The 12,801-nt window shown below is 60.4% G+C and carries 15 protein-coding genes and 1 other annotated feature; of the genes, 12 read left to right on the forward strand and 3 right to left on the reverse strand.

The genetic code is table 11. The features are described 5' to 3' along the window. The first annotated feature begins 101 nt into the window (after positions 1–101). The 4 genes from LRA89_RS18260 to LRA89_RS18275 all read left to right on the forward strand — a co-directional run bounded on the left by LRA89_RS18260 (position 102) and on the right by LRA89_RS18275 (position 5,204). Entirely contained in the window at positions 102–422 is a 321-nt protein-coding gene (locus LRA89_RS18260; protein ID WP_230772403.1) for an XRE family transcriptional regulator, read from the forward strand. Then, positions 409–3,426 carry an HsdM family class I SAM-dependent methyltransferase gene (locus LRA89_RS18265; RefSeq protein WP_230772404.1) on the forward strand — a complete coding sequence of 1,006 codons (3,018 nt, stop codon included), beginning with the start codon at positions 409–411 and terminating at the stop codon, positions 3,424–3,426. The genes LRA89_RS18260 and LRA89_RS18265 overlap by 14 nt, the downstream gene beginning before the upstream one ends. Further along, positions 3,423–4,127 (forward strand): hypothetical protein, encoded by a 705-nt coding sequence (locus LRA89_RS18270; protein WP_230772405.1) that lies wholly within the window; start codon positions 3,423–3,425, stop codon positions 4,125–4,127. The genes LRA89_RS18265 and LRA89_RS18270 overlap by 4 nt, the downstream gene beginning before the upstream one ends. A 267-nt stretch (positions 4,128–4,394) precedes the next feature. Then, complete coding sequence (locus tag LRA89_RS18275; RefSeq protein WP_230772406.1) at positions 4,395–5,204, forward strand: IS5 family transposase; 810 nt, start codon at positions 4,395–4,397, stop codon at positions 5,202–5,204. Positions 5,205–5,612: 408 nt separating this feature from the next. Here the strand turns inward: LRA89_RS18275 and LRA89_RS18280 are convergent, their stop codons facing one another. Together LRA89_RS18280 and LRA89_RS18285 are read right to left on the reverse strand one after the other, a co-directional pair. Then, the gene (locus LRA89_RS18280) at positions 5,613–5,909 is read right to left on the reverse strand and encodes a HigA family addiction module antitoxin (RefSeq protein ID WP_230772407.1); all 297 of its coding nucleotides are present in this window, start codon (positions 5,907–5,909) and stop codon (positions 5,613–5,615) included. Further along, entirely contained in the window at positions 5,909–6,196 is a 288-nt protein-coding gene (locus tag LRA89_RS18285) for a type II toxin-antitoxin system RelE/ParE family toxin (RefSeq protein ID WP_230772408.1), read from the reverse strand. The genes LRA89_RS18280 and LRA89_RS18285 overlap by 1 nt, the downstream gene beginning before the upstream one ends. 613 nt (positions 6,197–6,809) lie before the next feature. Here LRA89_RS18285 and LRA89_RS18290 point away from each other — a divergent pair. The 7 genes from LRA89_RS18290 to LRA89_RS18320 all read left to right on the forward strand — a co-directional run bounded on the left by LRA89_RS18290 (position 6,810) and on the right by LRA89_RS18320 (position 10,865). Continuing rightward, the gene (locus LRA89_RS18290; protein WP_230772409.1) at positions 6,810–7,709 is read left to right on the forward strand and encodes a hypothetical protein; all 900 of its coding nucleotides are present in this window, start codon (positions 6,810–6,812) and stop codon (positions 7,707–7,709) included. An 11-nt stretch (positions 7,710–7,720) separates the two neighbouring features. Then, positions 7,721–8,002, forward strand: a complete 282-nt coding sequence (locus LRA89_RS18295; RefSeq protein ID WP_230772410.1) for a hypothetical protein — start codon at positions 7,721–7,723, stop codon at positions 8,000–8,002. A 62-nt stretch (positions 8,003–8,064) separates the two neighbouring features. Beyond that, entirely contained in the window at positions 8,065–8,877 is an 813-nt protein-coding gene (locus tag LRA89_RS18300; RefSeq protein WP_230772411.1) for an AbiJ-NTD4 domain-containing protein, read from the forward strand. Then, positions 8,874–9,650, forward strand: a complete 777-nt coding sequence (locus LRA89_RS18305; RefSeq protein WP_230772412.1) for a trypsin-like peptidase domain-containing protein — start codon at positions 8,874–8,876, stop codon at positions 9,648–9,650. Before LRA89_RS18300 ends, LRA89_RS18305 begins: the two co-directional genes overlap by 4 nt. Positions 9,651–9,841: 191 nt before the next feature. Continuing rightward, the gene (locus LRA89_RS18310; RefSeq protein WP_230772414.1) at positions 9,842–10,072 is read left to right on the forward strand and encodes a hypothetical protein; all 231 of its coding nucleotides are present in this window, start codon (positions 9,842–9,844) and stop codon (positions 10,070–10,072) included. A 29-nt stretch (positions 10,073–10,101) separates the two neighbouring features. Beyond that, positions 10,102–10,632 (forward strand): hypothetical protein, encoded by a 531-nt coding sequence (locus LRA89_RS18315; protein ID WP_230772416.1) that lies wholly within the window; start codon positions 10,102–10,104, stop codon positions 10,630–10,632. Continuing rightward, on the forward strand, positions 10,629–10,865 hold the full coding sequence (locus tag LRA89_RS18320; protein WP_230772418.1) for a hypothetical protein: 237 nt from the start codon (positions 10,629–10,631) through the stop codon (positions 10,863–10,865). The genes LRA89_RS18315 and LRA89_RS18320 overlap by 4 nt, the downstream gene beginning before the upstream one ends. Positions 10,866–10,987: 122 nt before the next feature. On the opposite strand, the gene LRA89_RS18325 is transcribed toward LRA89_RS18320, so the two are convergent. Further along, a protein-coding gene (locus tag LRA89_RS18325) for an IS3 family transposase (RefSeq protein ID WP_443025013.1) occupies positions 10,988–12,219 on the reverse strand; the annotation gives its coding sequence in 2 pieces (ribosomal slippage) (positions 10,988–11,922 and positions 11,922–12,219; 1,233 coding nt in all). Next, positions 11,819–11,935: a sequence feature (AL1L pseudoknot), on the reverse strand. Its footprint overlaps the gene before it by 117 nt. A gap of 141 nt (positions 12,220–12,360) precedes the next feature. Here LRA89_RS18325 and LRA89_RS18330 point away from each other — a divergent pair. After that, on the forward strand, positions 12,361–12,663 hold the full coding sequence (locus tag LRA89_RS18330) for a hypothetical protein (RefSeq protein ID WP_230772422.1): 303 nt from the start codon (positions 12,361–12,363) through the stop codon (positions 12,661–12,663). Positions 12,664–12,801: the final 138 nt, after the last annotated feature.

The following is a 12,801-nucleotide window of genomic DNA, read 5'->3' on the forward strand; positions in this document are numbered from 1 at the left end:
GCTCCCGTAGTGGCAAATACGTTGAACGCGTCGCCAACGATGCTATTGCACATCTAGCAATGTGCTCATACACAGCGATTACTGTGGAGGGGTAGCACGCGGTGCTCTACGCCGATTTCTTGGTTGAGATGGAGCGGGCAAGCCTGACCGTGCGTGGCTTCGCCCAGCTGATCGGCATGAATCCTAACTCAATCACCAACTATGCTGCCCGGGGCCAGGTACCGCAGCATATCGCGATCATCGCGGTGCTCGTTTCCGAGATGACGGCGCACGGGGTGGGCTATGCCGACGCGATCACTAAGGTTGCGCCGGGACGGCAGCCAAGGGGCAGACCGCGCGGCCAGTTCGGCAGTGATCGGCAACCCGCCTTCGATCTAGGACCGTCGGCGCCGCATGTCGCGAAGGCATATGACGGTGATTGACTGGTTCACCAGCCTCGCTCCGTTCGGCGCCGACCCGGGAGCGCTCCACCGGCTTGACGACGTCGGCCCCGAGATGCTCCCCTATGCGGCTTTGACCAACGCCCGCCGCGACGACGCCTCCCCACTCTCGAACGTGGGAGCCGTCTACGAATGGCAGGGTGCACCGTTGATCTTCTTGGCCGATGCCGACCGTATCAGCGGCCCGGACGAGGTGCATCGGCTACGCCGCCTGCTCGCGATGCGCGGTGACGCACCCTATCTTGGCGTCGTCGCGCCAGGCCGGATCGACGTATACGTGATCGCGCTCGACCGCAAAACGCCGGGCAAGGCGCGCGTCGCGGTGCCTGCCGCCGGCGATGCGAGCAAGGACCTGTTCGCGCTCTTGGCCAACGCGCGCCCGCGGGCGGCTCGCACGCGACAGGGCTGGATCTCCAACGTGGTGCTTAATCTGCTGACCAGCGCAATCGACAGCCTTGTCACGCTCGGGATCGCGAACGGCGATGCGATCTCGCTCGTTGGGCGGGCGCTGTTCACTCGCTTTCTTGGCGATCGCGAGCTTTTGCCGGACGAACTCGCTGCACCTGCCACGGTGGCGAGCTTATTTGACGACGCCTTCGTGACCCGCACGACTTGCGCGTGGCTCGACCAGACGTTCAACGGCGACCTTCTGCCCTTGTCGGGCGACATTTTCGACGCGTTGCCGGAAGCGACCTTTCAGGTGCTGGGCAACGTGATGATGAGGGCCCCAGGCGGCCAGCTTTACTTCGAGTGGGCGGAACGCTGGGATCGGCTCGACTTTGCCCACATCCCGGTTGGGGTGCTGAGCCAGGCCTATGAGCTATATCTACGCAAACACGCACCCGAGCAGCAGCGCAAGGAAGGAGGCTTTTACACTCCACGACCTATTGCAGACCTGCTGGTGCGTGCCTCGTTCCGCGCGCTTGAGCGCGACGGCGGGAGCGTTGGTGCACGAGTACTGGATCCCGCGGCAGGTGCCGGCGTCTTCCTGCTGACCGCTTTCCGGGAACTCGTCGCAGCGCGGTGGCTGGCGGACGGCGCCCGCCCCGATACCGGCGTGCTGCGCACGATCCTCTACGACCAAGTGACCGGCTTCGACATCAACGAGGAAGCGCTCCGCTTCGCGGCGCTCGCGTTGTACCTGATCTCGATCGAGCTTGATCCCGAACCGCGTCCGATCGACAAGCTAAAGTTCGACAACCTGCGCGGCCGCGTCTTGCACCATGTCTCGAGCTTAGACGAGCTGCCCGGCACCGGACTCGGCAGTCTCGGCGAACGGATCGGCGAAGAGCACCGGGGCCGCTACGACATGGTCGTCGGCAACCCGCCCTGGTCGAGCGGCACTAAACTCGCCGACTGGTCACGAGTAGTTGCCCGGGTGTCCGCCATTGCGAGTGCGCGCGCCGGTGTCGATCTAGCTCCACCTCTTCCCAACGAAAGCCTTGACCTGCCGTTCGTCTGGCGGGCGATGGAATGGGCCAAGCCGGGGGGCCAGATCGCCTTCGCGCTGCACGCCCGCCTTCTATTTCAGCAAGGCGACGGGATGACCGACGCGAGGCGCATGCTGTTTCAGGCGCTTGATATCACCTCGATCATAAACGGCGTCGAGTTGCGCCAGACTCGGGTGTGGCCGGAGATCACCGCGCCTTTCTGCCTACTCATTGCCACCAATCGGACGCCAGAGCCCGGCGCCGGCTTCCGCCTGATCAGCCCCAGGCTGGAGCATGGCCTGAACGCCGCCGGCGCGATGCGGATCGACGCACATTCGGCCGAGATCATCTCAACCCAGCGGATGGTTGCCACGCCGGACATCCTGAAGATCATGTTTCGCGGCACCAAAGCAGATCTAGGCCTTGTCGAGCGAATCCGAGGCCGGGGCTTTTCGACGCTGGAGGCATTCTGGCGGGACGCCATCGGCATCGCTCCGGGCGACACCATGCTTCGCTCGGGGCAGGGCTATCAGAAGCTGCGCAAAAGCAGCGGGTCGGTAAGCGCCGATGGCCGCCCGCCTGGCCGGGATGCCAGCGAATTGCACCACCTCCGCGAAGTATCGGTGGCAGCGCTCGACGATGTTTTGGTCGACATCCGCAAGCTCGATCTGTTTCGCGAGAGGCGCGTCCACCGCTTGCGCGATCCTAGAAACTACGATGCGCCCATCATGCTGGTGCACAAGTCGCCGCCGGCCGGTCGTGGCCGGATTAGGGTCGGCGTAGCGGACGAGCCGGTCATCTACAACGAGACGTTCTACGGGTACAGCGCCCGCGATTTTCCGGGCGGCCGGACGCTGGCCCGATATCTCGCGCTCGTCATAGGCAGTGAGCTCGCGCTCTGGTTTGCTCTGATAACGAGCGGCGAGTTCGGGTTCGAGCGAGAGGTAATTGAGAAGCTCGCCCTGGATCGCATGCCGCTGCCGGACTTCCGCGGGCTGGACGAGGCTGCACGTACGAAGATCGAGGAACTTTTTAATAAGGTCCGTGCCTCGCCAGACGCCTGGCCGGAGGTCGATGCTTGGGTGGCCAACCTCTACGGGCTGGGGGCTACCGACCTGCGCATCATCCGAGACACCCTCACCTACAATCTGCCCTTCGCCAGGACCAAGGCGAGCGCGCAAGCGCGTCCTGACGTCAAGGCCAGACACATCTTTCGTTCGCGCCTACATGACGAACTCGCGCCTTGGGCGCGACGTTTCACCAAGAATTTCAGCGTCAAGTTAATCGATGCCCGCCCGACCTCGCCCTGGATGGGTCTAGTACTGCAGTTGGGACCCGACGCCGAAGCCTCTCTTCCCGCCAAAGATTGGGAGACGCTGCTCGCCGTTGCTGATGCGACGGCGGCCACCGAACTCGTCGTGGATGGCGGCGCCGGGACGCTGTTGATCGGCCGCCTCGCACAGCAACGCTATTGGAGCGACACTCAGGCTCAGTTGCTCGCCCAGCACCTGATCTGGTCACGCCTTGATTTTTTTAAAGCGCAGCGCCGCGGATGAGTTCGGCGGCGCCGTCTCCCCGCCCCGACCAGATCGCGGAGCTTACCCGCGGCCTCGCTCTCCCGCTCGGCCCGATTGACGACGTCTTTCTTGAAATCATAGCGGAGGGGATATCGGACGCGTTCGATGCGATCCGCCGCACCAGCCCTGCCGCGGTCGCCACGGGCAGCGAGGCGGAGGTGACGGCGCTCCTTGTGACGCGGCTCAACAGCATGATCGACGAGGAAGAAGGACTCTGGCGACGCCTTGTGAATTGCGTGACGAGGGGCTCGGAAAGCCTAAACTACGACGGTAGCCTTCTTGAGAAGCGCCCAGATCTCTCGATACACCTCTCCGACCGAACCGCACGCTTTCCATTGATTGCGGAAGCCAAGCTCATCGACAGGACTGTGGGCGAACGCCTCTACTGCACCAACGGGATACGTCGTTTCGTCGAGGGCGAGTATGCCTGGGGCTGCCAGGAAGCGTTCATGATCGCCTATGTTCGCGACGGCACCAAGATCGCAACCAAGCTCACACCGTATCTCGCTCAAGCCGCCAACGCCGCGACTTACCTCGTCAAGACGGCGCCCACCGCGCTCATGCCGACGTTGGCGGACGTCGCAGCATCGGTCCACGATCGCGCCTTTAGCTATCGACATATAGCTGCGCCTCACAACACGCCCGGCACTATTATGCTGTGGCATTTATGGCTCAGATAGTTCAATAGTTGTTGCTCAATGCATCGGATGGCGATGATGGTGACGGCAAAATCAGCAAATAAAACCGTCGGTAGCAATCATAATAATTGACGATGAAACGCTAGTGCTAACCTACCGAGATGATATCTATACAAATTCGTCTTCGACATTGATGCCAATTTTAGCTAATATTTTACTTTTCAATCTATGAATTCGATTTAGGTCTAGATGTTTTCGGCCTAGAGGCTGTTATGGACTTGTGAGTGAGGCTGATTCATCCGTTGTCGGATGAGTACTTTCCATAAGCCGTACCCGTCTGACATCGGCGACGAGGAGTGGTCGCTGGTATTCCCGTATCTACTTTTGCAGCGTGAGGATGCCGGGCAGCGGGAGCATGACCTGCGCGAGGTGTTCAACGGCCTTCGCTACATCGTGAAGACGGGCGCGCCGTGGCGCTGGATGCCAAACGACCTGCCACCGTGGGCAGCGGTGTACCAGCAGACGCAACGCTGGCTGGCGGCGGGCTGCTTTGAAGCGATGGTGGACGATCTGCGCGGCGTGCTGCGGCTGGCGGCAGGGCGAAAGGCTGAACCCAGTGCCGCGATCATCGACAGTCGAACGCTGCGTTCCACGCCGGAGAGCGGCGAGCGTGCGGGCTATGACGGCGGCAAACGCAAGAAGGGCTCGAAAATCCACATAGCCGTCGATACGCTGGGACACCTGCTTACGCTGCACGTTACGCCAGCCAGCGCTGAAGATCGTGGCGAGGTCGAACGGCTTGCCCGCACCGTGCAGGCTGTCACCGACAACCATGTCGAAGTCGCCTGGGTCGATCAGGGTTATACCGGCGAACGTGCCGCCAACGCCGCGGCCGAACACGGTATCGCCCTGGAGGTCGTCAAACTGCCTGACGCCAAGCGCGGCTTCGTCCTGCTGCCGCGGCGCTGGGTGGTCGAGCGATCATTCGCCTGGGCCACCCGCTTCCGCCGCCTCGTCAAAGACTATGAACGCTATGCCGAAACACTCGCCGGACTTCACGTCGTCGCCTTCGCTTGCCTTATGATGAAACAGGCCGCTGCGCTCGCCACAGGTTCATAACAGCCTCTAGACCGCGTCGCAGACCGAGTTGGCATCGGATTCGCAGTCGCCAAGGCGTCATTGCGTTTTTGCTTGCTCGTTAAACAGTGCGGCCTTTCACCAAGGCGCCCATCATGCACGGCCCCAGCGCGATGCCACTGCGCCTGCTGGCTTTCCTATCTTTCGCCCCGGTGGGATGCGGCACTGAGACATAAACGAATGGGCAGAATGCTCATCTATCGCCCGAAACCGGCCATTCCGCTTTCCACCAGTTTTACCCAAATACGGACCGTCTGCATTCAGCCCAAATCCGGACCTTCGCGCGGCGGATGCACCCTCCGTCGTTATGTAGCGCGATGGCAAAAATGCTCCATTCGCGCGGGGTCAGCAGGAAACTGGATCCGCTCGATACCCGCATCGTGGTATCCGTCAGGCGTAGGCCCGCTCTACTTCAATCTCGTCTTCGTGGGCGCGCGCCTGATAGATATCCCAATCGGCCTGCATCCGGATCAAGGTGTCGGCCCGGACGCCGAACACCTTCTCCAACCGGATCGCCATGGTCGACGACAGGTCCGACCGACCGTTCAGCAAGGTGCTGAGCGACTGACGGCTGATCCGCATCATCGTGGCCGCTTCTCCAATCCCGACGCCGTGCGCGTCGATGATCTCTGTGCGGACCCAATCACCCGGATGGACGGCTAGCGAGGGGTGCATGGTAAGAGGCATCAGTGATAGTCCTCCAGATTCAGGTCGACGATTGCGCCGGCCTCGTTGATGGAAAAGGTCATCCGCCAGTTCCTTGTGACGGTCAGGGACCAGACACCGGCGCGATCGCCCGTGAGTTGGTGCGCGCCGTAATTTGGCGGAACGCGAAATTCATCAGGTTCGCTCGCGGCGTTCAGGAACGCCAGCATCTTGCGTAGCCGGTCGATCAGCGACCCATCCAACCCGCGAGTATCGCCGGTCAGGAAGAACCGCTTGAGCGCCTTGTGCGAGATGCTCTCAACGTCCATGGTCTTAATGTAAAGCGATGCTTTACGTTGTCAAGTCGTGCTTGACACCATTCCTTTCTTTCGTCGGAGCCACCCTCAGTTGGGTTCGATCCTTTGAAGGCGTAGGTGCCCTCCGCCCCACGCGAGCGTCTTTGCGCTTTAGTGCGCCGCTGGTACCCAAAATGTTGCAGCTCGATACCCGCAACGCTCGCTTACCTCTAGAAATGTAGATGTTTTGCTCCGAAGTTTTGAAGCCTCTACCCTGCCCTGTTATCATCACCGATAGAAACATACGGTACTTAATGGGTATACCCTTCGGGCACCGCCGGGCGCTGGTCCTTTTTCCGTAGATAATAAGCTTCAAAAGCAGCGGCCATTTTTAGCCGAAGTCCTTTTGGGTTCTAGAGTTATTGAGGACCATAGAGCACCTATCCTATCAAGACCGCTACAGACAGCCGATCGTCATCGCTCGGCTACGTACCCGACACGGTCGCCTGACCTGTCGCTACATTCATTCTCTCAGACGATACCAATTCCGATCTAGTCGATGAACTGCGATCTCACATTTGCCTTGCATTCATAGCGAAGATCATCGAGCCTTTGCACCAACACTTACGCAGAAGGGGGCTGCACCGTGCACGACAATTCCCCGTCATTGGCACCGCGCGTACTGACACAGCTTTGTGCGCTATCATTGATGCTCGCCTTTTCTGGATGCGCCATTACCACCCCTGATCTGCGGCTACCTATCAACGGGGGGGACTTTGAGGAGGGGCTGAGTCAGGGGAGGCTCATCGGTTATATCAAGTGTTCAATCGGCCAAGCTCTCCGCGACGTGATGTCAGCAAATGCAGCTGATCGCCTTAAATACGGTAAGCTCGCGCCGATGAATCCCGCTCCGTGGCTCGCTGATTGGGGCGCGCAGGTATCGCTCAAGGTAGCCATCGACGAGAACTCAAACATCTCGCCCGGCGCTACTTTCAAAACGCCTATGAGGAGCGCCCTCACCAAGTTCTCGACCGGTGACGTCACAACCGCCCGATCCTTCGGCCTACCCATCACGGCTACCGCCACATCGCAGGCCACGCGTACCGAAACAATACAGTTCTACTTCTACTTTCCCGATCTTGCTGAGAGCTACGGCGGGCGGGAAGTTCGTTGTAAGCCGCACGGTGACTTTTTCATAAATGGCGACTTGAAGATCGACGAATTCATTGTCAGCAAGGTCCGGGTTGCGCAGGTTCCGGGTCTGCTGCAGCCTCGCCCAGACCATCCCGCTGACAATGCCCCCCTTGATGCGTTCACCTACCAAGTCAGTTTCGTCGTCGTCACGAGCGGCGGGATCAATCCAACTTGGAGCCTCGCGCGGGTTGTAATCAACCCCGGTAGCGGGAGTCTCATTGGTGCCTCGCGCAAGCGAACCGACGATCTCCTGATTACCATCGGTCCGACCGATCATTCTAAAAAGGGTGCACCGACAGACCGAGCCAGCCAAGCCCACTTCTCGGCACTGTTCGGACAGGCCATCCGCTGAAGGAGACCATAATGTCAGACGAAAAGATGCCCACAACCTTGGAGGAGGCGAGGGCGCTTGGCTACGAGCGGATCGAAAGCCTTGAGACGTTCCTACGCGACAACCTCGATATCACCGTCGACGAGTTCAACGCGCGGCACCACCGCTTCTCAAAGAGCATCGACAACGTGGATTGTACCCGCGATCCGGAAAATACTCCGTGCGTCAGAAGTTGCGATCCGAAGACGCACATCGGCATCTTTGGCGTTTGCGGGCCAAACGGAACGTGCGATCTATATCAAGGACGGTGCTGAACGCGTCCTTCAGCCGCCCGGTACGGTCGGCGATCTCTGATCGGCGTGTTATAGCGAGCTTCATGAACGATTTTCGATCAGGTTTCTCGGACCGGCACGGCTACCACGGTGACGATCTAGAAATTACCATTCGCGAAGATGCGCCTCAGGACATCCGATCAGGGGTCCTCATGCTCGGCTACGCAGCCGGCATGGGGCCATCAGGACTTCGGTCCACGATCTGCGAAGTGCTGCTCAAACGGCCGGACCCAGGCAACTGGTCGCCGGGGAATGTCGAGGCCGAGGTTTCGCGTTTGATCGATCACGCCCCCTGGTACAATGTCTACGACATCGCCGAGCGCCTCCATGGCGAAGTCCGAAAGGACGATTATGCTGGCACCAAGCAGGTCGAATTCGAGCGGCGGCTAAACCGGCTGTTTCGCGAGCATGGCGTTGGCTGGCAAATGGACAACGGCGCTATCATCGCGCGAGGATCTGAAGCTTTTACAATTGCCTCGAGAGAGGCGGTCGCGACCATGCGCGACGCCGGCAAAGTGACGGCTGCAACGGAAATCCACGAAGCGCTGACTGATATCTCGCGCCGTCCCAAGGCCGACGTAACGGGCGCAATTCAGCATGCGATGGCCGCGCTCGAATGTGTTGCTCGGGAGATTGATGGCAGCAAGGATACACTCGGCAAGATCATCCCCAGATTGACGCTCCCTGCGCCTCTGGACGGTGCTCTGCACCGGCTGTGGGGTTTTGCGTCTGAGCAGGGACGCCACATCCAGGAGGGCAGGGAGCCATGCTTCGAAGAGGCCGAACTTGTCGTGACGGTCGCCTCTGCCGTCAGCGTCTACCTTCTGCGCGGCGCCGCATTGGCCGAACGGCGGTGACCGCCCCAGGAATAGACACTTGTTCGCTGGTCCCGCTCTATGTCGAGCCACATTTCCGTGAGACGCAGCTCAGCCAAGCAACCGCATTTCTATGGCTAAGGTTCGATGGCAAGCTTGCCTTGATGACGAATTGGCACGTGGTCGCGGGGCGAAACCCCGAAACGGGCGAGTGCCTATCCAAAATGGGCGGTATTCCTGATCACCTCCGGCTTCACATGCCGTATGTAGATCGTACGATTCCTCCCCTTATCATCAAGATCCCTACCGTGGGCAGCGATGGCGAAGCGTTATGGATTGAGCACGAGCGACACGGGCGGGCGGTGGATGTCGTCGCGCTGCCGATATCGTTGCCACCGTCCGACGTCGTCGCCACGATGCCGATGAACGCGGTCCGCACCGTTCCCCTCAAACAGCGCGTCGGATTTCCGCTTTTCATCCTTGGCTACCCGTTCGGTCGGCAAGGTCTAGGTATGCCGGTCTGGAAACAGGGGAGCTTCGCAAGCGAACCATATTTCACAGCCCACGATGCGCAGCGCTATCTGATCGTCGACACAGCTTCGCGACCAGGAATGTCGGGATCGCCGGTCATCCAGCGTGTCCACGGCGAGATCGAACTTGAAGGCGCGCACGGTCGGATGGTTGCTGGCGACGGAGGTTGCCGCTTTGTCGGAATTTACTCTGGCCGGTTTCATACGAACGACGTCGGAGATGCTCAGCTTGGCCGAGTGTGGCCCGCCACGCTCGTCGCAGAAATAGCGAACTCGGGTCCGTGACAAAGAACGGGCACAGATACACGTTAGCGGATCGTGCCGCCTATCCGACGTGTCGCGGCACACTAAACTGACCGCGAAGACAGAGCTTGTTGATGTGGATGTGCGGGGGGAGAGGCTTGCGAAACCTTCGGGACCACTTGCATGACGGCGGCTATCCGCAGAGACTAGAGCCAATCGCTAGGGAGAGCTTGATGGACGTCGCCGAGGACCTACGGCTCAGATACGGGCTGGAACGCCAACCGACACAGGACGAGGTAGATGAGTGGCACAGGGTCACGAAAAACCTCATCGCCGAGGGTGAGCCGAATTCAAAAGCTGGCGACGTTGCAGCCAAGTACGTGCTTCCCGGCTACAGAACGCGAGTATTCAAGTCAGAGGCGGACAACATCGAGGCACTACTTAAGGAGCTCTCCAAGAAGTGAGCGCGACGTGTGCCGTCGGCATCTTCGGAATGCAGCTGCCGCTCGCGGTCGTGCTGGCCACTTTCACGCTCATAGGCGTAGCCCTTCCACTTGCCTTCAACTGGGCTTTCATGTCGCGTAAGGACCGCACGGAGGCGAACCAAACTCGCTTCGAGAACTCCGCCGACCTACTCGCGAAGCAGACCGACAAAAGTAACGAATTCACGTCGGCGTTAGCAAAGGCTGTCCGAAAGCCGAAACCAGCTATCGAGGACATTCATGCGGTGATGAGCACCGGCGAGGCATACTTTCAGACTATCAGGGTCATGTCGCAAGCCGTCCTTGAGGGAAGGGTCACCGACAGCGCCCGCGATCGAGACTTCGTGCCTAAGATTGCGGATGCGCTGCTCAAGAACATACCGCTTTATTACAAGACGTTGGCAGCGAAATGCGCCGACTACGGCATCCCATACGATGGCGCGTTCCGCGAGAGCGATTACGAGGGGGCGCTGCTCGTGGCTGATCGTCACGACCATGAAACCTGGTTGAAGGTCCGGCCGCTGTTGGAGTCCCACTCATGATCCCGATCGAAGTAAAGCTTAAAGTGAAGTACGGGCTCCGTCGCGATCCTTCAAACGAGCAGATTGCGGCTTGGTCAAAACTGGTTGGGCAGCTCATCTCCGCAGGCGCGGACCCTGAGGACGCTGGCCGAGAGGCGGCGGTCGCTAACTTTACCGGCGTAGACGAGTGCCTCTACGGGTCTGAGGCAGACAACATCGCCGCACTCCTCAACGCGCTCGCTGCAAAGCGGTAGGTAAAATACAAGCATTACGACGCCTTCAGGCATCGCCCCATGCGAAATGAATGGGCGGGTGGCTTTGAATGAACCGAGGCATGTGAACCGCCCCGGGTCTGCCGGAGGCCTTGGGTTGTGAGTCATGCTGCCATATCGATGTTGTCCGCAGCAGCATAATATTGATCTTCGGCTTCGGCAGGCGGGATGTTCCCGATGGGCTCCAGCAGCCGACGATGGTTGAACCAGTCGACCCATTCGAGCGTGGCGTACTCGACGGCTTCGAAACTGCGCCAGGGTCCGCGCCGGTGGATCACCTCGGCTTTGTACAGTCCGTTGATCGTCTCGGCCAAAGCGTTGTCGTAGCTGTCGCCGACACTGCCGACCGACGGCTCGATGCCGGCCTCCGCGAGGCGCTCGGTGTACTTGATAGACACGTATTGCGACCCGCGGTCGCTGTGGTGAACCAGGCCGCCACGGTGGACTGGCCTGCGGTCATGAAGCGCCTGCTCGAGTGCATCCAGGACGAAGCTGGCATGTGCTGTCCTGCTGGCACGCCATCCGACGATTCGGCGGGCGTAGGTGTCGATGACAAAGGCGACGTAGACGAACCCCGCCCAAGTTGCGACGTAGGTAAAGTCCGACACCCACAGCATGTTCGGCGCTGGGGCGTAGAACTGCCGGTTGACGTGATCGCACGGGCACGGCGCCGCTTTATCGCTGATGGTCGTGCGCACCGGCTTGCCGCGGATTACCCCCGCCAAGCCCATCTCGCGCATCAGCCGTTCCACGGTACAGCGCGCGACCGCAAAGCCCTCCCGCATCATCTGCCGCCAGACCTTGCGCACGCCGTAGACCGCGAAGTTCTCCGCGAATACGCGAGCGATCTCGGCCTTGAGGATCAGATCCTCACGCGCCCGTGCCGACAGACGCGATGGATCCTGTCGCTGCGCGACGTGCTCGTAGTAGGTGGATGGGGCGATCGGCAGGACACGGCAGATCGGCTCGACCCCATAGGCATCGCGGTGATCGTCAATGAAAGCGATCATCGCCGGAACGGGCGGTCGAGCTCCGCCTGCGCGAAATATGCCGATGCCTTGCGCAGGATTTCGTTGGCCTGCCGCAGTTCGCGGACCTCGCGTTCCAGCGCCTTCACTTTGTCAGCTACCTCGGTCGGGACACCGCCGCGTTTGCCGCTGTCGACTTCGGCCTTCTTCACCCACTCATGCAGCGTCTGCGGAACGCAGCCGATCTTTTCGGCGATCGATACCACGGTCGCCCACCTAGACGGGTGATCCCGCTCGTGATCGAAAACCATCCGCACCGCTCGCTCGCGGACTTCGGGCGCAAACTTGTTGGTCGTCTTGCTCGTCATGGCTCCACCTTCTCAGGAGTTGGAGCCTCCGACAAACCCGGGGCGGTTCATCTGCTTGAAGAAGCTGGGTTCGACTATGTCCTTGATTGGGCACATGACGATCAACCGACACGACTGGATACCCGGAGCGGCAAGGGGATATTGTCAATTCCGTATTCCCAGGAGATCAACGACATCCCCTCGATCATCGCCCGGCATCAGGAAGCCGACACGTTTGCCGGCATGATCGAAGACGCGGTCGAACAACTGCTAGGCGAGTGCGAACGTCGCCCGTTGGTGCTGGGCATCGCGCTCCACCCCTACATCATGGGGCAGGCCCACCGTGCGCTGCATCTTGATCGAGCCCTGACCCGGCTGAGAGAGGCTGCCGACCCGCGCATCTGGTGGACAACGGCTGGCGCCATCGCGGATCATATGACGAAGGGACCAGGCATGCCTGCCTGATGGGATCGACCCACTAGAGCATAATCCGAACGGCGTGAATCGTTGAGGGATTCCCAAGGGGACTGAAGTCTGATTCAAGCCTGTCACCGGCGACAGGAGGCCGGTCAGATGGGCAAGCCGTTATCGATGGACCTGCGG

This window comes from Sphingomonas sp. Leaf4 (assembly GCF_920939515.1).
In the GTDB taxonomy this organism is placed as follows: Bacteria; Pseudomonadota; Alphaproteobacteria; order Sphingomonadales; family Sphingomonadaceae; genus Sphingomonas.